This window comes from Sphingopyxis sp. P1IMeth2 (assembly GCF_900185685.1).
GTDB classification, from domain to species: Bacteria; Pseudomonadota; Alphaproteobacteria; order Sphingomonadales; family Sphingomonadaceae; genus Sphingopyxis; species Sphingopyxis terrae_A.
Window position 1 is genome coordinate 169,637 of the sequence record NZ_FYAT01000016.1, and the last position, 20,921, is coordinate 190,557.

Genomic DNA, 20,921 nt, shown 5'->3' on the forward strand with positions numbered 1-20,921 from the left:
CGCCGACAGGGTGCCGCCAGCGATGAAAACCGACCTCGACCATCTTCCGGCCAACAAGCAGCGCGAGCTCGAACGCGTGAAGGCCATCGTCTTCGAAGAGTTTGAAGACGCCATCGCGCTCGGCACGATGGGGTGGAAGAAGAAGGGCCGGATCGACAAGATCATCCTCTACGGCAGCTACGCGCGCGGCGGCTGGGTCGATGAGCCGCATACCGCCAAGGGCTATCGCTCGGACTTCGACCTTCTCATCATCGTCAACGATAAGCGCCTCACCGAGAAGGTCGATTTCTGGGGCAAGCTCGAAGATCGGCTTATCCGTGAACTGGCGATCGACAAGACGCTCAAGACGCCGGTGAACTTCATCGTTCATACCTTGCAGGAGGTGAACGACGGGCTCGCCCACGGCCGCTATTTCTTCATGGACGTCGCGCGCGACGGAATCGCGCTCTACGAATATGACGACAAGCCGCTCCACACGCCGAAGCCGAAAACGCCCGAGCAGGCGCTGGCGATGGCACGAGAATATTACGAGGAATGGTATCCTACCGCCGGACAATTCCACGGCTCGGCAATGCATTCAATATCGCAAGGCTGGCTTAAAAAGGCTGCCTTCGACATGCATCAGGCGACTGAGCGCCTTTATCACTGTGTCCTCTTGGTCTGCACCTTCTATACCCCGCACGTCCACAACTTGGCCTTCCTGCGCACCCAGGCCGAGCGGATTGACATGCGGCTGGTTGATGCCTGGCCGCGCGACCACCGCGAAGATCGGGCGCGGTTTGAGAAGCTGAAAGAGGCCTACGTGAAGGCCCGCTATTCGAAGCATTACCGCATCACCGAAGAGGAGCTGACGTGGCTCGGCGGCTGCGTCGAGGAACTCGGTCGCGCGGTTCACGCGGTTTGCTCAGAACGGATTGCCGAACTCGAAGCCAACGCCTCAGTTCGCCCCTGACTATCTAACACTTTTCGAGGCAGCGCACCGCCCTCTTGACGGATGAGAATATGGCGGACGAAAATGACGTGAGCGGCAGATCGGTCGAGCGCAAAATGGAAGCGCTGAACCGGTGTCGGGGTGACGTGTAGACCCGCGCTCCGGGTGATAGCCGACATCTCTCGACACACCGCCGGCGTTTGAGAACGCGTGGCCATACTCCCGCATGCTGAGCCGGCCGGTCACGACGCAGAGCCTCCACTGGGCCGAGTTGCGGCAGACTGGCGTAGAAAAACAGGCCTTGGCGTACAAACGTCGTGTGGAAAGGCCCAGCGCAGTTCTGGATAATCAGGCGGACGGGACGGCAATGCTTCCAGCCGTCACGTCGGCGACAGGTCGAACACCTTGCGACCATCGTTAAAACAATCTGCCCTGAACGCGTTGCAGCTCCGGAGTTGAAGACATGGGGATTAGCTTTGACAGGAGCGCACGGATAGCAGGTTATCGGCCCTCGGTTTTCAAGCGCGCGCTGCTCAGCTTCTCGCGAACACGCTCGCCAGGCAAGACAATAGATCTGAAGACCGTGTTTCCCGAACGCAGCGACGGTGCCATCGTATTCGAGGAATGCCTCGACAGAGGGTTGATCGATCCCACGATAACGAAACTTACCGAGACCGGCGAGGCGCTCGCCCTCGCCAAGGCAAACCCGCGAACGCCCTTGGCGAAGGCGCAGGCAGTTCTGAACAGCTTTCTGGATCGGATAGAAGCTCTCAGGTGCAATCCGGATGGCGTGCAGGACGTCGATCAAGTCTGGCTATTTGGCAGCCTCATGCGAGGCGCGGATAGCGTTGGCGACATTGACGTGGCGGTGACGAGGTCGCGCCGCCCCCACTTTGCGAATGATCATGACGGCAGGCAGAGGCATGTTAATCAGCTCGTGGCAAAAATGTCTGATGCCCCCCACGACTGGGCTGGGCCATGGTCGAAGGAAGAGTGGCTGTTCAAGCGGGCGATCTATGGCGCAATGCGCCATCCCCTTCTCGCCGGAGCGCAATACGGTACCGCCGATCTGCAGGCACTGGGGGTACCCTGCCGCCTGATCTACGATCGAGCGCGAGGCGGAAGAGTTGATGATCCCGTCCTTCCCAGACATCCTGAATCTCTCGGTCGAAGCAATAATGTCAGTCCGCCATTTGAGATGCCGAATCTTGAGCCTGCCCCCATCCAACCCATGGACGCGCGTTGGGTTGCGGGTTTCTCGGAAACAGGCATGGTTTCGCCATATCATATATTCCGAGGCTGGACCTGCGACGCGCACGCCTTGTTCCCCCGCTTTTCTGACGGCCTGCGCATTGTCGCCGATGTTGACGACTTGCTTCACTCTCCGTCGGTGCCGGCGCTTTTGAAAAGGCCTGGACTCGATGGCCGAAAGGCCGTCGCGCTTGTCAATGCGATCGAACGGCGGAAAACTGGCCTTATCCTTCACCGTGAGATCGAGATCAGTTCATCGCACTGGACGCTGCACACCCGCTTCTCCAATGTTCAACTTTGCCGAGCCAGCGGCCATGTGAATCCGGCGACGCTGCCGGATATGGCCTCCGCAGCTGCGCTTATTCTCGCGGTCGATGCAGAGCATATGCTTAGAAGAGCAGACGAGGCGCCTGCTCCGCCAATCGTTCGGATCGCGGCAGACACTACGGATTTAAGCGATAATCTGCGTTTCAATCTGGCTGAACCGATTCGCAGATTATTGCGCAAGCGCGTTGCTCGCATTGAAACAGATGATTATTGCACCTGCAGACATGTCAAAGTCATCGAATTCAACCGAAATGCCGCAATATAAATTTCTATATGCGTTAAAATATTAATAAATTTAAACAGAGCAGTTTAAATAATGATCATAGAATAAATTGCATAAACGATTTTCAAAAACTGACTTCCAAATTACTATTTATATTAATTGAATATTGTGTAGCTTTTATTATAAATATTGAACCTTCGCCCTCGGGGCTTGAACCTTCCCGCCGCAGCGCTACACCGACGGCATGCGTAACATTCTCGTCCCCAGCGCGCTCGCGCTCGCCGCCGCCCTTTCCACGCCCGCTCTCGCCCGGCCGATGACCGAGGTCGATCTTGCGACGCTCAATCGCGTCGCCGCGCCCACGGCGTCGCCCGACGGGCGATGGGTCGTGTTCCAGATGACCGAAACCGCGCCCGAAACCTACAAGCGCTCGACCGGGCTCTGGCTCGTCGATCGCAAGGCCAAGGACGCCAAGCCCGCACGAATCGCCGATGCGCCCGGCAAGAATGAAGCGTCGCCCGCATTTGCGCCCGACGGCAGTCTGTATTTCATCTCGAACGCCTCGGGCAGCGATCAGGTCTGGCGGATCGATCCGAAGGCCGGCACGCCCGCGACGCAGGTTACCGATACCAAGGCCGATGTCGCGGGCTTCAAGATATCGCCCGATGGCGCGCGCCTGCTCGCATGGGGCGACATCCCGATGGAGTGCGCCGATTTCGGCTGCGACGCGAAGGACGTAAAGGACAAGGGCGCGCTCGTCGGCCCCGGCAGCGGGCGGCTTTACAAGGACGGAACCGGCTTCGTCCGTCACTGGGACACGTGGGAAACCCCCGGCACCCACAGCCGCCCCTTCGTCTTCAATCTGGCGGACGGCAAGGCGAGCGCGGCGCGGCCGGTCGCGGCCGGACTGGTCGGCGACACGCCGTCGAAACCCTTTGGCGGCGGCGAAGAGCTTGCTTGGGGGCCCGACAGCCGCACCGTCTATTTCACGCTGCGCAAGGCCGATCGCCACGAGCCGACCTCGACCAACCTCGACATCTATCGCTGGCTGGTCGACAGCCGCATGATGCCGGTCAATCTGACCGAGGCGAACCAGGCGACCGACACCCTGCCCACCCCGTCGCCCGACGGCAAATGGCTGGCCTATGTCGCGATGGCGCGGCCGGGTTATGAGGCTGACCGGCAGGTGCTGATGCTCCGCAACCTTGAAAGCGGCGAGACGAAGAAGCTGACCGATGCGTGGGATCGCTCGGTCGCCTCGATCGCTTGGACGCCCGACGGCAAAGCGCTCTACGTCACCGCCGACGATGTCCTCGATCACCCGGTGTTCCGCGTCGACGCGGCGAGCGGCAAGGTCGAACGGCTGAAGGCGTCGAACGAAGCCTTCGACGGCAATATCGGCGATGTCAGCGTGCTGCCCGGCGGCGCGCTGCTCTATGCGCGCAACACCGCCCTAGCCCCCACCGACGTCTATGTCCGCGATGCCAAGGGCAAAGTGACGCAGCTCACCGCGGTCAACGCCGACCGCATGGCCGAATTCGATCCGGTGCGGCTCGATCGCATGCAGTTCGCCGGCGCCAATGGCGACAAGGTGTGGGGAATGATCCTGAAGCCCGCGAACGCCGCCGCCGCGAAGCTGCCGGTCGCCTTCATCGTCCATGGCGGTCCGCAGGGCAGCTTCGGCAACAGCTGGTCGACGCGCTGGAACCCCCGCCTGTTCGCGCAGCAGGGCTATGGCGTCGTCACCGTCGATTTCCACGGATCAACGGGTTACGGGCAAGCCTTTACAGACAGCATCAACAAGGATTGGGGCGGCAAGCCGCTTGAAGATCTGAAACTCGGCCTAGCGGCGGCAGGCAAGCAGGATGCCCAGCTCGACATCGCCAACGCCTGCGCGCTCGGCGCGTCTTATGGCGGCTATATGATGAACTGGATCGCCGGCCAGTGGGCCGACGGTTTCAAATGCCTCGTCCAGCACGACGGCGTCTTCGACGCGCGCGCCATGGCCTATGAAACCGAGGAGCTGTGGTTCGACGAATGGGAGCATGGCGGCCCCTATTTCAAGGTTCCCGAAGAATATGAAAAATGGAACCCGGTGAACCATGTCGACAAATGGAAGACGCCGATGCTGGTGATCACCAGCGAGAAGGATTTCCGCATCCCCTACACACAGGGCCTCGCCGCCTTCACCGCGCTCCAGCGCCGCGGCGTTCCGTCGCAATTGCTCGTGTTTCCGGACGAAAACCATTGGGTTCTGAAGGGCGCGAACAGCGTCCAGTGGCATCAGACGGTCTTCAACTGGCTGGGGAGCTATCTGAAGAAATAGGCAAGACCGCATGCTCCCGCGAAGGCGGGAGCCCATCACCGGCCGGTGCAAGTTGGAACCGGCAGAAGATGGGTCCCCGCCTTCGCGGGGACACGCGATGGCTTGCAGTAAGTGCGTGTCCCCCCTTGCCGCTGCGTCCCCCGACTGGCAAAGGCGCCCGGCTATGCCGATGGAAAAAACCTTCGATCCCGCCGCTATTGAGGCGAAATGGTCCCACGAATGGGAAAGCCGCGGGCTCTATCGCCCCGCGCGTCCCGACGCGACACCCTTCACGATCGTCAACCCGCCGCCGAACGTCACCGGCGCGCTGCACATCGGCCATGCGCTCGACAACACGCTGCAGGACGTGCTCGTCCGCTACGAGCGGCTGCGCGGCAAGGATGCGCTGTGGGTCGTCGGCATGGACCATGCCGGCATCGCGACGCAGATGGTCGTCGAACGCCAGATGGAAGCGCGGCAGGACAAGCGCACCAATTACAGCCGCGAGGACTTCGTCGAAAAGGTCTGGCAGTGGAAAGCGGAAAGCGGCGGCCAGATCACCGGCCAGCTCCGCCGCCTCGGCTGCTCGATGGACTGGTCGCGCGAACAGTTCACGATGGACCCGCATTTCACCCGCGCGGTGGTCAAGGTGTTCGTCGATCTCCACAAAAAGGGGCTGATCTACCGCGACAAACGGCTGGTGAACTGGGACCCCAAGCTCAAGACCGCGATCAGCGACCTCGAGGTCGAAACGGTCGAGGTGAAGGGCGGTTTCTGGCACTTCAAATATCCGCTCGCCGACGGCGTGACGCTCGACGACGGGCGCGATTATATCGAGGTCGCGACGACGCGCCCCGAAACGATGCTCGCCGACATGGCGGTCGCGGTGCACCCCGATGACGCGCGGTACAAGAGCGTGATCGGCAAGGACATCCTCCAGCCGATCACCGGCCGCCGCTTCAAGATCGTTGCCGACGAACATGCCGACCCCGAACTGGGTTCGGGCGCGGTGAAGATCACGCCGGGGCATGATTTCAACGACTTCGAGGTCGGCAAGCGCGCGGGCTTCAAGCCCGCCGAAATGCTCAACATGCTCGATGGCGATGCGAACGTCATCCAGACCGCCGACGGGCTGGTGCCGCAGGAATATCTCGGCCTCCACCGCTTCAAGCGCGATGGTATCGATGGCGCGCGCGAACTGGTCGTGGCGCGAATGAAGGAAGCCGGCTTCCTGATCCCGCATGTCGACAAGGACGGCAACGAACATGACGCCGAACCGCGCACGATCCAGACCCCCTTCGGCGACCGCGGCGGCGTGGTGATCGAACCCTGGCTGACCGACCAATGGTATGTCGACGCCGAAACGCTCGCGCAGCCCCCGATGCAGGCAGTGCGCGACGGGCGGATCAACATCGTCCCCAAGACGTGGGAAAAGACCTTCTTCAACTGGATGGAGAATATCCAGCCCTGGTGCGTCTCGCGCCAGCTCTGGTGGGGGCACCGGATCCCGGCGTGGTATGCCGAGGATGGCCACATCTTCGTCGCCGAGACCGAAGAGGAAGCGCAGGCACAGGCTGGCGCAGGCGTCGCTCTTACCCGCGACGAAGACGTCCTCGACACGTGGTTTTCCTCGGCGCTCTGGCCCTTCGCGACGCTGGGCTGGCCCGAGGATAGCGAGCTTCTGAAGCGCCACTACCCCAACGACGTCCTCATCTCGGGCTTCGACATCCTCTTTTTCTGGGATGCGCGCATGGCGATGCAGGGGATGGAGTTCATGGGCGACGTGCCGTGGAAGACGCTCTATCTCCACGGCCTCGTCCGCGCGCCCGACGGCGCGAAGATGTCGAAGTCGAAGGGCAATGTCGTCGACCCGCTCGGGCTGATCGACCAATATGGCGCCGACGCGCTGCGCTTCTTCATGGCGGCGATGGAAAGCCAGGGCCGCGACATCAAGATGGATGACGCGCGCCTCGCGGGCTATCGCAATTTCGCGACCAAGCTGTGGAACGCCGCGCGCTTCTGCGACGCGAATGGCATTTCGGCCTCGACCAGTTTCGAGGCGCCCGCCGCAACGCTGCCCGTCAACCGCTGGATCATCGGCGAAGTCGCCGCGACCGTCGCGGCGATGGAGAGCGCCTTCGCCGCCTATCGCTTCGACGAAGCCGCGAATGCGATCTACAGCTTTGCCTGGGACCGTTTCTGCGACTGGTATCTGGAACTGATCAAAGGCGCGATCGACGACGAGACAAAGGCGGTCGCGGGCTGGGTGCTCGACCAGATCCTTGTCATGCTCCACCCTTTCATGCCCTTCATCACCGAAGAGCTGTGGACGGGCCTCGGCGACCGCGCCGACTATCCGCTGATCACCGCCAAATGGCCCGCTCCGGCGGCCGAAAAAGATGCTGGCGCCAGCGCCGATATCGACTGGCTGATCAAGCTCGTCAGCGAGCTGCGTACCGCCAAGGCCGAGCTCGGCCTGCCGCCGGGCGCGCGTCTGACGGCGCATTTTCCGACGTCGCTCAAGGGCCGCACCGACAAGCTCGCGGCACAGCTCGACCGTCTCGCGCGGCTCGAGGCGATCAGCTTCGATCCCGCTCCGGCTGGCGCCTCGGCACAGCTCGTCGTCGAGGGCGAGACGATCACCGTCCCGCTCGAAGGCGTCATCGACATCGCCGCCGAACGCGATCGCCTGAGCAAGGCGCTTGCCGCCGCGACCAAGGAACGCGACAGCCTCGCCGGCCGGCTGAACAACCCCTCGTTCGTCGAACGCGCCAAACCCGAAGCCGTCGACAAGGCGCGCGCCGACCATGCCGCCAAGGAGGCCGAAGCCGACCGCCTGACCGCCGCGCTGGCGCGGCTGGGGTGAGCGAAGACGCGTCCGTTACGCCGGTCGCCGCCGCTGCCGACCCCGCCGCCGCGCCGGTTCCGCCGCGCCAGACTGCACGCGGCGCCGGACGCATGAACCTGACCGAAGGGCCGATCGCGAAGACGCTGATCCTCTTCGCCCTGCCGACGCTCGCGTCGAACGTGCTGCAGACGCTGTCGGGATCGATCAATTCGGTGTGGGTCGGCCAGTTTCTCGGCGGCAGCGCGCTCGCCGCAACCGCCAATGCGAACATCATCATGTTCCTGATGTTCGCGACCTTCTTCGGCTTCGGCATGGCCGCGACGGTACTGATCGGCCAGGCGATCGGGCGCGGCGATACCGACGCGGCGCGCCGCGCCACCGGTGCCGTCGTCGGCCTCGCGCTGATCTTCTCGCTCGTCATCGCCATCGTCGGCTGGTTCGCCTCGACAACCATCCTGCATTGGCTCAAGACCCCGCCAGAAGCCTTTGACCTTGCACATGATTATCTGCGCGTGACCTTCATCGCGATCCCGGCAAGCATGCTGGCGGTGACGCTGATGATGGCGTCGCGCGGCGCCGGCGACGCGGTGACGCCGCTGCGCTTCATGCTGTTGTCGGTCGTCCTCGACATCGCGCTCAATCCGCTGCTGATCCTCGGTATCGGCCCCTTCCCGCGCCTCGGCATCGCGGGCAGCGCGCTCGCGACGGCGATTGCCGGGACGATCAGCCTGATCGCGATGCTCGGCTGGTTCTATGCCCGCGACCATGTGCTGCGGCTGCGCGGACCCGAGCTCAAATATCTCCTCCCCAATATGGAGGAACTGCGCTTCATCATCGGCAAGGGGCTGCCGATGGGCGCGCAGATGCTCGTCATTTCGGGCGCCGGGCTGGTGATGGTCGGGCTGGTCAATCGCGAAGGGCTCGTCACCGCCGCCGCCTATGGCGCGACGCTGCAATTGTGGAACTATGTTCAGATGCCCGCGCTCGCGGTCGGCGCGGCGGTCAGCGCCATGGTCGCGCAGAATATCGGCGCTGCAAAGTGGAACCGCGTCACCACGATCACCAACAGCGGCATCGCGATCAACCTGATGATGACCGGGGTGCTGATCGCGCTGCTGCTGCTTTTCGACCGCGCTGCGCTCGCCCTTTTCCTCGGCAGCGATACCGCGGCAATCGATGCCGCGCACCATATCCAGTTGCTCGCGACCTGGACCTTCCTGCCCTTCGGCACGACGATCGTGCTGATCGGAACACTCCGCGCCAACGGATCGGTCGTGCCACCGCTCGTCATCCTGTTCCTGTCGATGTTCCCGATCCGCCTCGGCATCTATTATCTGGGTTACCCGGCGCTCGGCGGCGATGCGATCTGGTGGAGCTTTCCGCTGTCCTCGTTCGCGTCACTGACGATGGCGTGGATCGTCTATCGCCGCGGCAACTGGCGCCGCACGCTGCCGCAATCCCGCGCCGCCTGACCGGCCGCGTTTCGACCAATAGGCGCGCGGCTTCGACTGACGCAGCGCGCGCACCTAGTTTTTTGCGCCAAATTCGCGCAAAAGCGACGGCAATGAACATGACCATCCGCAAAGAGACGCTGCGCGACCAGCGTGCGCACATGCTGGCCGCATCGCCGGGCTGGCGGGCGTCGGACGCCCGCGTCAATCCCCGCGTCGCGATCGGTTCGATCATCGCGATGTGGCTGATCTATTTCCTGATCACGACCGGCCTCGCCTTGCTGGCCGGGGCCGCCGAGCAATGGGGTGCGATCGGCCGCCGCGCGATCGTCGTCATCGCCGGCATCCTGTGCACCTTCGCCCTTTATCAGCTGATCCAGCGGGTTCAGCCTAAAAGCTTTGGCGCGCGCCTCGCCGTGGCGATGGGCGCCGCTGTACCGCTTGTCGTCATTTACGCGAGCATCAATCTGCTCGTCTTCTTCTACTGGTTTCCATCAGGCGATACCCAGAAGATCATTGAAGAGGTGCAGTCCAAATTTCCCATTGCCTGGGAAACGGTCCTGATCCTCGACAGCTCGATCCGCTGGTATTTCTTCTTCGCGGTATGGGCCGCACTCTATGTCGCCTTCGGCTATGCCAACGAGATGCGCGCGGTCGAGCGCCGCGCCAACAGCTACCGGGTCGAGGCGCAGGCGGCGCAGTTGCGCGCGCTCCACTATCAGGTGAACCCGCACTTCCTGTTCAACACGCTCAATTCGCTGTCGACGCTCGTCATGCGCGGATCGCAGGCGGAGGCCGAGACGATGATCATGAATCTGTCGTCCTTCCTGCGATCGAGCCTCGCGATCGATCCCGAACAACTCGTCAGCCTCGACGAGGAAATGGCGCTTCAGCGGCTCTATCTGCAGATCGAGCAGGCGCGCTTTCCCGACCGCCTGCAGGTCGAGGTGACGATGCCGAAAGCGCTGGAGAATGCGCGCGTTCCCGTGCTGATCCTGCAACCGATCATCGAAAATGCGATCAAATATGGTGTTGCCCCCAGCAAGGGGAGGATTGCGATCCGCCTGTCGGCGAGCAGCGAATATGGGCTGCTGGTGATCCGGATCGAAAATGACATCGATCCGGCCGCACCGTCGCCCGAATCGGGCACCGGCCTCGGCCTCGGCAACGTCCGCGAGCGATTGATCACACGCTACGGCCCGGTGGCAGGCTGCGAATGGGGGCGGTCGGACAGCGGCGGCTTCGCGGTATCGCTGTGGCTGCCGATCGCGGGGGAAGGACACTGACATGCTGCAGACGCTGCGCACCCTGATCGTGGATGACGAGCCGCTCGCGATCGAACGGCTTCAGATTCTGGCGGGGCAGCAGGACGGGGTTTCGCTCGTCGGTACCGCCAGCGACGGCGCATCCGCGCTGCGCATGGTCGAGGCGCTCGCGCCCGATCTGTTGCTTTGCGATATCGCCATGCCCGACCTCGACGGGCTGGACGTGGCGACCGCGCTCGAAAAGCTCGCCTCGCCGCCGGCGATCGTCTTCGTCACGGCGTTCGATCGCTATGCTGTCGCTGCCTTCGACGTCGCCGCGGTCGACTATCTGCTCAAGCCCGTGTCGCCCGATCGTCTTGCCAAGGCACTGGCGCGCGTGCGCGAATGGCGCAGCGCTGGGCGAGCTGCCCCGCCGAAGAGCCGGTGGATCAACGAATTCTGGGTTCAGAACCGCGGCGAGATGCTGCGCATCGATGCGGCGCAAGTCGATCTGATCGAGGCCGAGCGCGACTATATGCGCCTCTATGTCGGCAGCCGAAGCTGGCTGATTCACCAGACGATCAAGTCATTGGAAGAGCGGATGAACCCCGATCAGTTCATGCGCATTCACCGGTCGAAGATGGTCCGGCGCGACGGCATCGTCGGCCTCAAACATCATGGCGACGGGGCGTGGAGCGTGGACCTGGGCGAAGGCGGACAGCACCGGATCGGTCGCACTTACCTGCACGACGTAAAGGCGATCATGCACGGCGCATGACCGCCTCTACCGCCGGTTAGCGAACGGCAACCTCCGCCGGACGTTCAAGTGCCAATTTCATATCGCTGCCACCGAACAACGCCGCCATCTGCGGTTCGGCGCTGCGCCGCGCATGGGCAATGCAGTCGCGTTCTTGCGCCCGCTGAGACAGGGTCGCTCGGGGATCGGTACGACACATGCCGCGAATGGCGATGCGTACGCGCGTTTCCAGCCGAGCGCGGCCCTTGACGCTGCTCAGATTGAGATCGCCGTACGGCACGATGACCGTCGGCGCAGCATCGGTATCCGCGACGCGCGTCTCGGCGGCAGTCGCGACCGGGCCGGCGGCGCCTGCCGACAATGCAGCGGCGCCTGTCATGAGCAAATATTTGGCAATACGGTGTGACATGGGGGAGTCCTCTCATCCGTTATGGGATGCGGGACACGCTGCGCCGTAACCGGGGAAGTCTGGTCGCCTCGCATCCCGCAGCCCAAGCAATGCGCCATTTTTCCGCGCCAGACATACGCGCTTCGATCAGCCCCAGCGACGAGTCGATTGAAAGATGAAGCGCCTACAAAGGGCGACCAACGGACGAACGGAAGCGCGCCAATAAAAAAGGGGCCCCGACTTGTCGTCGGAGCCCCTTTAATCTCACGGGATCGCGTGCCGATCGGCAGCGCTATTCCTTGGGCTGCGGCTTGGCACAGCGGCTGGTGTCGCCCGCCTTGCAGGCCGCGACATCGGCTTCCCACTTTTGCCGTTCTTCGGCGGCCATCGCCGCGACGCGAGCCTTTTCCGCTTCATAAGCGGCGGTTTCGTCGGCATATTTCGCCTGCGCAGCGGCCGCCTGCTCGGCGATCGCAGCCTTTTGCTGCTCATATTGCGAAACGCTCTGCTGATAGCGCGCGGTTTCGGCATCGGCCTTCGCGAGCTGCTCGGCATTCAGCTTCGCGGTATCCGCGCGTTCCTGCACGGTCGTGCCGTCAGGCAGCTTCTGAGCCATCGCCGGCGCCGAACTCATCAGCGCCGCGACGACCGCGGCGGCAAAAATCGATCTGGTCATCGAGAAATCTCCTTAAACCGAGCACCCTGCCTGTCCAACGCTTTGCCGCAAGTTGCGTTCCGGGGCCAGCGGCATTGCGCGGAGGGGATAAAAGGGCGCCGCCGGCTTACCAGATGCGCGTGCGATCCTCGGGCTTCAGATAATATTTGGCGCCCGGGGCGACGTTGAACGCCTTGTACCAGGCATCGACGTTGCGCAGCGGACCGATGATGCGCCAGCGCGCCGGGCTGTGCGGGTCGCTCGCTACCTGCTGCTTGGTCGCATCCTCGCGCGCCTTGTCACGCCACGCTTGCGCAAAGGCGAGGAAGAAGCGCTGATCGCCGGTTAGCCCGTCGATCACTGGCGCTTCCTTGCCGTTCAGCGACCGGTGATAGGCGTCGTAAGCAACCTCGAGCCCCGCAAGGTCGGCGAGATTCTCGCCCATCGTCAGATCGGGGTTGATGAACGCACCCGGCGCCGCCTCATAGGTCGCATATTGCGCGCCGAAGCCTTTGGCCTGCGCATCGAAGCGCGCGGCATCTTCCTTGGTCCACCAGTCGCGCACGGCGCCGCTCGCGTCGATCTTGCGCCCCTGATCGTCGAAACCATGAGTGATTTCATGGCCGATCACGGCGCCGATCGCGCCATAGTTGACCGCATCGTCGACCGTCTCGCTGAAATAGGGGGCCTGCAGAATACCGGCGGGGGAAACGATCTTGTTTTCAAGCCCGCCGTTATAGGCGTTCACTTCCTGCGCGTTCATCGACCATTTTTTGCGGTCGACCGGCTTGTCCAGGTCGGCGAGCTGATAGGCATATTCGAACGCCGCGCTGCGCTTCACATTGCCGTAGAGGTCGGCGGGATCGATCTTGAGCCCCGAATAGTCGCGCCACTTGTCGGGGTAGCCGACCATCACGTCCATCTTGTCCAGCTTGGCGAGCGCGGCTTCCTTGGTGGCGGGCGCCATCCAGCTGTTGCCGCGGATCCGGTCGCCCATCGCCAGCTTCAGATTGGCGACGAGCGTTTCCATCTTCGCCTTGGCACTCGGCGGGAAATATTGCTTCGCATATTCCTCGCCAACCAGCTCGCCCAGGCTGCTATCGACAAGGCGCAGCCCGCGCTTCCAGCGCGGCCGCATCTCGGTCACGCCGCTCAGCGCTTTTGAGAATTCGAAGCGGCTGTCGACCCAGTCGTCGGACAGATAATTGGCCGCATTGTCGGCGACATGGAATTCCTGCCACAGCTTCAGCGTATCGAGCGGCGTCTTGCCATAGAGCGCGGCAATGTCGCGGATCGCGGTATTTTCGTTGACGATGATGCGCTTCTGCGCCGGAATTTCGGCGCCCGCGAACCAGGCGCTCCATTCGAGCCCGGGCGCATAGGCGGCCAGCGCCTCCGACGACATCGGGTTGTTGATCTTGCCCAGATCGCGGCGCTCGGCGATCGCCCAGCTCACCTTGGCGATCTCGGTCTCGAACGCCAGCACCGCATCGGCGGCCTTTTCGGGATCGGGGTTGCCGATCATCTTCATCGTCCGCGCGATATACGCGCGATAGGCCTCACGCTGCGGCTTGAAGCTGTCGTTCAGATAATAATCGCGGTCGGGAAGCCCGATCCCGCCCTGCCCGAGCCACAGGACGTTGACGGTTGGCGTGTCGGGATCGGCATAGGGACCGCCACCGACGATCGAGGCGCCGAAGCTTCCCTGCGACGCGCCCATGAAGCGCGCCATCTCGCTCTTGTCCTTGATCGCCGTGACGGCGGCGATATCCGCCATCAGCGGCTTGGCGCCCAGTTGCGCGACGCGCTTTTCGTCCATGAAGCTTTGATACAGCCCGCCGACCTGACTGGTCGCGGGTGCGCCGGTGACGAGCTGGCGGAGCTGACGCTGCGTCAGATTATAGACATCATAATCGACGCCGGCCGAAGCCTGATCGGCCGGAATTTCGGTGCGTGCGAACCAGGCGCCATTAGCATATTTGTCGAAATCGTCGCCCGGCTTTACCGACGGGTCGCGTGCGCTCAGATCGACGCCCCAGCTTCCGAAGGTCAGCGGCTTGAGCGACCCATCTTCGGCGCCGGCCGCAGCATCGGTCGCGACGACCAAGGGGGCGCCGGCACCCGGATTACGGGCCAGAACAGGTGCTGCGATCAGTGCAGCGGCGATAGCGACGGCAGCGGTGCCGCCCAAAAACATCTTCATTCCCCAGTCTCCTACCCCCGCGCACGGTTCAAGGGCCGATCCGCCGCAGGCCATGGCGACTTGTCCGCCCGTGCCCATCGCAGGTCAAGCAAGATGCAGGCCGCTGGTCGAACGCACTGGTTCGTTGGTGGAATCGCCGCCCCGTTGCGCGCAAAGCAGCCGCTTCCTATCTAGGCGTTCGAGCGAGCGGCGCCCTCTTGCGCGGCCGGAACAAATCTGGAACATACCCACCCCATGAGTCTCACCCATATTTCGGTGCGCGGCGCGCGCGAGCATAATCTGAAGGGCGTCGACGTCGATCTGCCGCGCGACGCGCTGATCGTCATCACCGGCCTGTCGGGCAGTGGCAAGTCGAGCCTCGCCTTCGACACCATCTATGCCGAGGGTCAGCGGCGCTATGTCGAGAGCCTGTCGGCCTATGCGCGCCAGTTCCTGGAAATGATGCAGAAGCCCGACGTCGAACATATCGACGGGCTGTCGCCGGCGATCAGCATCGAACAAAAGACGACGAGCCGCAACCCGCGCTCGACGGTGGCCACCGTCACCGAAATCTACGATTATATGCGCCTGCTCTGGGCGCGTGTCGGCATTCCCTATTCGCCGGCGACCGGCGAGCCGATTTCAGCGCAGACGGTCAGCCAGATGGTCGACCGGGTGATGGACCTGCCCGAGGGCACGCGCGCCTATCTGCTGGCGCCCGTCGTGCGGGGGCGCAAGGGCGAATATAAGAAGGAACTCGCGCAGTGGCAGAAGGACGGCTTCACTCGCGTCCGCATCGACGGGGAATTTTACGAGATCGAGGACGCACCGGCGCTCGACAAGAAATACAAGCATGACATCGAGGTCGTGGTCGATCGCATCGTCGTGCGTGAGGGGATCGCGACGCGGCTGGCGGACAGTTTCGAGACGGCGCTGAAACTTGCCGAAGGGCTCGCCTATGTCGACCTCGCCGATGGCGAGGTTCCAGGGCGCGACGGCGATGTCGGCGGCGCCATGAAAGGCGCCGGGATCCCGGCCAACCGCATCATCTTTTCCGAGAAATTTTCGTGCCCGGTTTCGGGCTTCACGATCGCCGAGATCGAGCCGCGGCTGTTCAGCTTCAACGCGCCGCAAGGCGCCTGCCCGGCATGCGACGGCCTTGGCGAGCGGCTGGAATTCGACCCCGAACTCGTCGTTCCCAACCATGCGCTGAGTCTGAAAAAAGGCGCCGTCGTGCCGTGGGCGAAATCGAACCCGCCTTCGCCCTATTATATGCAGGTGCTCGAAAGCCTGGGCAAAGCCTATGGTTTCGGCCTCGACACGCCGTGGCAGGATCTGCCCGGCGAGGTGCAGCTCATCATCCTTTACGGCAGCGGCGGCAAACCGGTCGAGCTGACCTTCAAGGACGGCCGGCGCACCTATACGACGCACAAGGCGTTCGAAGGCGTGATCGGCAACCTCAATCGCCGGATGCTGCAGACCGAGAGCGCGTGGATGCGCGAGGAGCTGGGCAAATATCAGACCGCGCAGCCGTGCGAGACGTGCCACGGCGCGCGCCTGCGCCCCGAACCGCTTGCGGTCAAGATCGCGGGCGAGGACATCAGCATGTCGGCGCAGCGCTCGGTCGCCGACGCGCTCGCCTGGTTCAGCACGCTCGACGAGAAGCTCAATGATCAGCAGCGCCAGATCGCCAAGGCGATCCTAAAGGAGATCAACGAGCGGCTCGGCTTCCTCAACAATGTCGGGCTCGATTATCTCAACCTCAACCGCACCAGCGGCACGCTCAGCGGCGGCGAAAGCCAGCGCATCCGTCTTGCGTCACAAATCGGCAGCGGCCTGTCGGGTGTCCTCTACGTTCTCGACGAACCCAGCATCGGCCTGCACCAGCGCGACAACGACCGGCTGCTCGCCACCTTGAAGCGCCTCCGCGACCTCGGCAACACGGTGATCGTCGTCGAACATGACGAGGATGCAATCCGCCACGCCGATTATGTCGTCGACATGGGGCCCGGCGCGGGCGTCCATGGCGGCGAGATCGTCGCCGAAGGCACGCTGAAGCAGGTGCTGGCGAACAAGAAGAGCCTGACCGCGGCCTACCTCACCGGCGCGAAGAAGATCGAGGTGCCGACGCACCGCCGCCCCGGCAACGGCTTCGACCTGGTGCTGAGGGGCGCGCGTGCCAACAATCTGCAGAATGTCACCGCTACGATCCCGCTCGGCACCTTCACCTGCGTCACCGGCCTGTCGGGTAGCGGCAAGTCGAGCCTCGTCATCGATACCCTCTATGCCAGCGCGGCGCGGACGCTCAACGGCGCGCGGCTCGTCGCGGGGCCGCACGACAGCCTGACCGGCCTTGAGCATTGCGACAAGGTGATCGACATCGACCAGTCGCCGATCGGCCGCACCCCGCGCTCGAACCCCGCGACGTACACGGGCGCCTTCACGACGATCCGCGACTGGTTCGCGGGGCTGCCCGAGGCGCAGGCGCGCGGCTACAAGCCCGGTCGCTTCAGCTTCAACGTCAAAGGCGGGCGCTGCGAAACCTGCACCGGCGACGGCCTCATCAAGATCGAGATGCACTTTCTGCCCGACGTCTATGTGACGTGCGAGACGTGCCACGGCAAACGCTACAATCGCGAAACGCTGGAGGTGAAGTTCAAGGGGATGAGCATCGCCGACGTGCTCGACATGACGGTCGAGGTTGCGGCGGAGTTCTTCAAGGCGGTGCCGGCGATCCGCGACAAGATGGAAATGCTCGTCCGCGTCGGCCTCGGCTATATCAAGGTCGGACAGCAGGCGACGACGCTGTCGGGCGGCGAGGCGCAGCGGGTGAAGCTTGCGAAGGAACTTTCGCGCCGCTCGACCGGACAGACGCTCTACATCCTCGACGAACCGACCACCGGCCTCCATTTCGAGGATGTGCGCAAGCTGCTCGAAGTGCTGCAGGCTCTGGTGGATCAGGGCAACAGCGTGGTGGTGATCGAGCATAACCTCGACGTCATCAAGACCGCCGACTGGATCGTCGACCTCGGCCCCGAAGGCGGGGTCAAGGGCGGCGAGATCGTCGCGGCCGGCACCCCCGAACAGGTGGTGAAGGAACCGCGCAGCTTCACCGGGCAATATCTGGCGCCGTTGCTGGGGAAATGACCCGTCCCCCTCCCGCCTGCGGGAGGGGTTAGGGGTGGGTGCGAGCGAAGCGAGCCTTGCCCTTGCCTATGCCCACCCCGCTGCGACTAGCGAGCAAGCTCGCAAGTCTCGCTGCCCCTCCCGCAAACGGGAGTGGGGAGAAATCAATGCCACAGCGCTGACAGCGGATAGAGCGCGAGGAGCCAGATCAGGCAGGCGATGACGATGCGGCGGTCCTTTGCCGCGATCGCGAGCGCCGCGACAGGGAAGAAGGACCATGCGAGGATGAAGGCGCGCACGGTGCCCGCTCTGGGGAGTCCGACAAAGGCCCAAGTGACGGCGACCAGCGCGATATTGGCCAGGAAGACGCCGCCGATCACCAGCCGCCGCTGTTTGTCGAAATGGGCGTCGAGATCGTCCCACGCCTCCGGATCGTCGGGAAAGACCAGGCTCGCCGCGACGAAATAGACCGCGGTGACGACGAAGCCGCCGAACAGGATCGGCCAGTTCAGCGGCAACAGCTCGCGCAGGGTCCATCCGTACATCCAGAAGGTCACGACGTCACACGACACGAACAGGCCGAGCAGCGCGGTCGGCCAGCCGATGCGGACGCGGTGGCTGGCCTTGAGCGCGCGCGCCAGCCCGCCCAGCCCCTCGGCCAGCGCGAGGCCCAGGATCAGGCCGAAAAAGGAAAAGCTGAATTCGAACCCCGTCATATGCCCCCGGCCTGACCTCTCCCCGTCCGCTTGCGGGAGGGGCTGCGAGACTTGCGAACCCGTCGCTAGTCGCAGCGGAGTGGGCAATCAACATCGGATGCGCACACCGGCGCGCGGGCCCTCCCCAACCCCTCCCGCAAGCGGGAGGGGAGATTTACCCCATCAGCGTTGCGGTGATGTCTTCGGCGGCATAGATGCGGATCGCGGGCGGCTGCGGCGAGAGGGCGCGCATGTCGGCGACAAAGGCGCGCGCGGCGGGCAGCGCAAAATGGGCGCGGACCGCATCGACACTCTCCCACTCCTCGACGAACATCAGCAGGTCGGGGTTCTCGACATCGATATGGCAATTATGCGCCAGACACCCCGGTTCGCCCCGCGACCGCGCGCTATGCTCGGTGCAGAGCTCAATCATGCGCTCGCGACGTTCGGAGGTGAGGATGACGTGGCCGGTGATGAGGATCATATTGGTATGGTATGCATGATCTACGCTTTCTGGTGCGCATCGAGCTGCAGGCTAAGAGTAATTTGGATAGAATGCCTTCGTATTTGAGATTTATTTGGCAACGGCCTCGGTCAGCGTAATAACTCGGAAATCCTTCGACGGAGTCCATAAATCCGCTCAAGATGATTCCGAATTTGAGTGAGCCCCGCTTCCAGACTCTCTACCGGGACGGGCTGCGGACCATAGTGGGATATTTTCTTGGCCTTGGTTCTGAACTGCTGGGTCTCGCCCGTATCTTTGTCGTTCATCCACGCATCATGGATGGCCCGGTTACGGATTTCCGAAATCCTTGAGGAGACCTCGCTCTGCCGCTTAATCTCCTTAACCACATCGTCAGGCATACAACGTGCCGTAGATAGTTGAGCTAGCGCGAGGTACCGTGGGTACATTCCCACAAATTGCCCTGTAATGCAGGAGCCCACTTCGCTGCTTACCATCGCGAGCGCAAAAATGATGTTATCGAGTGCATTCTCACTTCGGGCATATTCTGAAGCGGTAAGGCCTATTAACGCGTAACAGGAATGTCCTTCGGGCAGAGGCGAAAAAACCCGTATGGATGGCTCAGATGAGCTATGACGTGCGTTGAATCATCCGGCGAGATCATGAATTTCCCATATCAAACGATCCACCGAAAGCCAAAGCCTGACGGATTGCGCATGACACTTCCATGACACTCGCTGTCACAAACGCGTCACACAAAACCCCCAAATGGCCCTCAGCGAGTCGCCGCGGGGGTGGCGGCTTGGTTCGGTAACGACCCCCGACAGGATCATTTCATGGTGAAGAAATTTGCCCGCACCACCGGCCTGGTCGCCTGCGCCGCGACCGCCGCGCTGGCGCTTTCGGCTTGTCAGGATCAGGCGTCCTCGGGCGGCGCCGCGCGCGATTATATCAGCGCCGTCGGCTCCTCGACCGTCTATCCCTTTGCCACCGCGGTCGGCGAAAAATTCGCCGAAGCGACGGGCAACAAGACGCCGAAGATCGATTCGACCGGCACCGGCGGCGGCTTCGAACGCTTTTGCCAGGGCGCCGGCGGCGACACCCCCGACATCTCGAACGCCTCGCGCCGGATGAAGAAGTCGGAATTCGACACCTGCCAGAAGAATGGCGTCAAGGACATCGTCGAAATCCAGGTCGGCATCGACGGCATCGCGCTGGGCGAAGCGCAGCGCGGCCCCGGCTTCAAGCTGACCGAAGCCGATGTCTACAAGGCGCTGGCCGCGAACCCCTATGGCAAGCCGAACACCGCGAAGACGTGGAAAGACGTCAACCCGGCGCTGCCCGCGGTCGGCATTTCGGTCTTCGGTCCGCCGTCGACCAGCGGCACCTATGACGCGTTCAAGGAACTGATCATGGGCAAGGGCTGCGATGCCGACCCCGCGATGAAGGCGCTGAAGGACAGCGACAAGGAAAAGCATGAAGCGGTCTGCACCGGCCTGCGCGGCGCGCCCTACTATGTCGAACAGGGCGAGAATGATAACCTGATCATCTCGAAGCTCGACAAGAACCCCGACAGTCTGGGCATCTTCGGCTTTTCGTACCTCGATGCGAACAAGGACAAGATCAAGGCGGTTCCGGTGCAGGGCGTCAGCCCGACCTATGATACGATCGCCGGCGGCAGCTATCCCGGCTCGCGCCCGCTGTTCATCTATATCAAGAAGGCGCATGTCGGCGTGATCCCCGGCCTGGCCGAATATGTCGCCGAATTCCTGAAGGGTGCGGCGAAGGACGGCTATCTGGCCGCCAAGGGCCTGGTGATCTCGCCCCCCGACGTGTCGGCGAAGGCCGCCGCCGCGGCGAAGGACATGACGCCGCTCGACGGTTCGGAGCTTAAATAATCTCCCCCGCCGGCGGCCGGGACGCGGGGGGCCACATCCCCCTGCCCCCGGCCGCCGCCTTTTGCGGGGATTTCGTCATTGCGAGCGAAGCGAAGCAATCTCCCAGCCGGCGCACCGCCATGCCGATGGCGGGAGATTGCTTCGTCGCTTCGCTCCTCGCAATGACGCCATGTTCGA

The 20,921-nt window shown here is 63.2% G+C and carries 15 protein-coding genes; 9 read left to right on the plus strand and 6 right to left on the minus strand.

The genetic code is table 11. The features are described from left to right. Positions 1 to 22: 22 nt before the first annotated feature. From P1IM2_RS16645 to P1IM2_RS16675, 7 genes are all read left to right on the plus strand, one after another. Positions 23 to 952 (plus strand): nucleotidyltransferase and HEPN domain-containing protein, encoded by a 930-nt coding sequence (locus P1IM2_RS16645; RefSeq protein WP_186403157.1) that lies wholly within the window; start codon positions 23 to 25, stop codon positions 950 to 952. Between the two features lie 442 nt (positions 953 to 1,394). Continuing rightward, a complete protein-coding gene (locus P1IM2_RS16650; RefSeq protein WP_186403158.1) occupies positions 1,395 to 2,774 on the plus strand; it encodes a nucleotidyltransferase domain-containing protein in 1,380 nt (459 codons plus the stop codon). A 202-nt stretch (positions 2,775 to 2,976) separates the two neighbouring features. Further along, entirely contained in the window at positions 2,977 to 5,058 is a 2,082-nt protein-coding gene (locus P1IM2_RS16655; protein ID WP_186403159.1) for an alpha/beta hydrolase family protein, read from the plus strand. A 163-nt stretch (positions 5,059 to 5,221) separates the two neighbouring features. Beyond that, a complete protein-coding gene (locus P1IM2_RS16660) occupies positions 5,222 to 7,903 on the plus strand; it encodes a valine--tRNA ligase (RefSeq protein ID WP_186403160.1) in 2,682 nt (893 codons plus the stop codon). 92 nt (positions 7,904 to 7,995) lie between these two features. Then, positions 7,996 to 9,357 carry an MATE family efflux transporter gene (locus tag P1IM2_RS16665; protein WP_186403184.1) on the plus strand — a complete coding sequence of 454 codons (1,362 nt, stop codon included), beginning with the start codon at positions 7,996 to 7,998 and terminating at the stop codon, positions 9,355 to 9,357. A 98-nt stretch (positions 9,358 to 9,455) separates the two neighbouring features. After that, complete coding sequence (locus P1IM2_RS16670) at positions 9,456 to 10,622, plus strand: sensor histidine kinase (RefSeq protein WP_254535866.1); 1,167 nt, start codon at positions 9,456 to 9,458, stop codon at positions 10,620 to 10,622. A 1-nt stretch (position 10,623) separates the two neighbouring features. Next, positions 10,624 to 11,358 (plus strand): LytTR family DNA-binding domain-containing protein, encoded by a 735-nt coding sequence (locus P1IM2_RS16675; protein WP_186403162.1) that lies wholly within the window; start codon positions 10,624 to 10,626, stop codon positions 11,356 to 11,358. A 16-nt stretch (positions 11,359 to 11,374) separates the two neighbouring features. Here the strand turns inward: P1IM2_RS16675 and P1IM2_RS16680 are convergent, their stop codons facing one another. From P1IM2_RS16680 to P1IM2_RS16690, 3 genes are all read right to left on the minus strand, one after another. After that, positions 11,375 to 11,698, minus strand: coding sequence for a UrcA family protein (locus P1IM2_RS16680; protein WP_186403163.1), 324 nt, complete (start codon positions 11,696 to 11,698; stop codon positions 11,375 to 11,377). A 319-nt stretch (positions 11,699 to 12,017) separates the two neighbouring features. Then, positions 12,018 to 12,401, minus strand: a complete 384-nt coding sequence (locus P1IM2_RS16685) for a hypothetical protein (protein ID WP_186403164.1) — start codon at positions 12,399 to 12,401, stop codon at positions 12,018 to 12,020. 106 nt (positions 12,402 to 12,507) lie between these two features. Next, positions 12,508 to 14,583 carry a M13 family metallopeptidase gene (locus P1IM2_RS16690; protein ID WP_186403165.1) on the minus strand — a complete coding sequence of 692 codons (2,076 nt, stop codon included), beginning with the start codon at positions 14,581 to 14,583 and terminating at the stop codon, positions 12,508 to 12,510. 234 nt (positions 14,584 to 14,817) lie between these two features. On the opposite strand from P1IM2_RS16690, the gene uvrA reads away from it, so the two are divergent. Further along, entirely contained in the window at positions 14,818 to 17,709 is a 2,892-nt protein-coding gene (gene uvrA, locus P1IM2_RS16695; protein ID WP_186403166.1) for an excinuclease ABC subunit UvrA, read from the plus strand. Between the two features lie 143 nt (positions 17,710 to 17,852). On the opposite strand, the gene P1IM2_RS16700 is transcribed toward uvrA, so the two are convergent. The 3 genes from P1IM2_RS16700 to P1IM2_RS16710 form a co-directional block, all read right to left on the minus strand. After that, positions 17,853 to 18,404, minus strand: coding sequence for a hypothetical protein (locus tag P1IM2_RS16700; RefSeq protein WP_186403167.1), 552 nt, complete (start codon positions 18,402 to 18,404; stop codon positions 17,853 to 17,855). Positions 18,405 to 18,558: 154 nt separating this feature from the next. Beyond that, positions 18,559 to 18,867: a putative quinol monooxygenase gene (locus P1IM2_RS16705; RefSeq protein ID WP_186403168.1), complete on the minus strand. Its 309-nt coding sequence runs from the start codon at positions 18,865 to 18,867 to the stop codon at positions 18,559 to 18,561. A 110-nt stretch (positions 18,868 to 18,977) separates the two neighbouring features. Continuing rightward, positions 18,978 to 19,247, minus strand: a complete 270-nt coding sequence (locus P1IM2_RS16710; protein WP_186403169.1) for a hypothetical protein — start codon at positions 19,245 to 19,247, stop codon at positions 18,978 to 18,980. Positions 19,248 to 19,682: 435 nt separating this feature from the next. Between P1IM2_RS16710 and P1IM2_RS16715 the strand changes: the two genes are divergently transcribed. Continuing rightward, positions 19,683 to 20,744 carry a substrate-binding domain-containing protein gene (locus P1IM2_RS16715; RefSeq protein ID WP_186403170.1) on the plus strand — a complete coding sequence of 354 codons (1,062 nt, stop codon included), beginning with the start codon at positions 19,683 to 19,685 and terminating at the stop codon, positions 20,742 to 20,744. Positions 20,745 to 20,921: the final 177 nt, after the last annotated feature.

Excerpts from the sequence above, each read along its gene's own strand:
- P1IM2_RS16645 (WP_186403157.1), top strand. The coding sequence starts at position 23 with ATGAAAACCGACCTCGACCATCTTCCGGCCAACAAGCAGCGCGAGCTC.
- P1IM2_RS16650 (WP_186403158.1), top strand. The coding sequence starts at position 1,395 with ATGGGGATTAGCTTTGACAGGAGCGCACGGATAGCAGGTTATCGGCCC.
- P1IM2_RS16655 (WP_186403159.1), top strand. The coding sequence starts at position 2,977 with ATGCGTAACATTCTCGTCCCCAGCGCGCTCGCGCTCGCCGCCGCCCTT.
- P1IM2_RS16660 (WP_186403160.1), top strand. The coding sequence starts at position 5,222 with ATGCCGATGGAAAAAACCTTCGATCCCGCCGCTATTGAGGCGAAATGG.
- P1IM2_RS16665 (WP_186403184.1), top strand. The coding sequence starts at position 7,996 with ATGAACCTGACCGAAGGGCCGATCGCGAAGACGCTGATCCTCTTCGCC.
- P1IM2_RS16670 (WP_254535866.1), top strand. The coding sequence starts at position 9,456 with ATGACCATCCGCAAAGAGACGCTGCGCGACCAGCGTGCGCACATGCTG.
- P1IM2_RS16675 (WP_186403162.1), top strand. The coding sequence starts at position 10,624 with ATGCTGCAGACGCTGCGCACCCTGATCGTGGATGACGAGCCGCTCGCG.
- P1IM2_RS16685 (WP_186403164.1), bottom strand. The coding sequence starts at position 12,401 with ATGACCAGATCGATTTTTGCCGCCGCGGTCGTCGCGGCGCTGATGAGT.
- P1IM2_RS16690 (WP_186403165.1), bottom strand. The coding sequence starts at position 14,583 with ATGAAGATGTTTTTGGGCGGCACCGCTGCCGTCGCTATCGCCGCTGCA.
- uvrA (WP_186403166.1), top strand. The coding sequence starts at position 14,818 with ATGAGTCTCACCCATATTTCGGTGCGCGGCGCGCGCGAGCATAATCTG.
- P1IM2_RS16700 (WP_186403167.1), bottom strand. The coding sequence starts at position 18,404 with ATGACGGGGTTCGAATTCAGCTTTTCCTTTTTCGGCCTGATCCTGGGC.
- P1IM2_RS16705 (WP_186403168.1), bottom strand. The coding sequence starts at position 18,867 with ATGATCCTCATCACCGGCCACGTCATCCTCACCTCCGAACGTCGCGAG.
- P1IM2_RS16710 (WP_186403169.1), bottom strand. The coding sequence starts at position 19,247 with ATGCCTGACGATGTGGTTAAGGAGATTAAGCGGCAGAGCGAGGTCTCC.
- P1IM2_RS16715 (WP_186403170.1), top strand. The coding sequence starts at position 19,683 with ATGGTGAAGAAATTTGCCCGCACCACCGGCCTGGTCGCCTGCGCCGCG.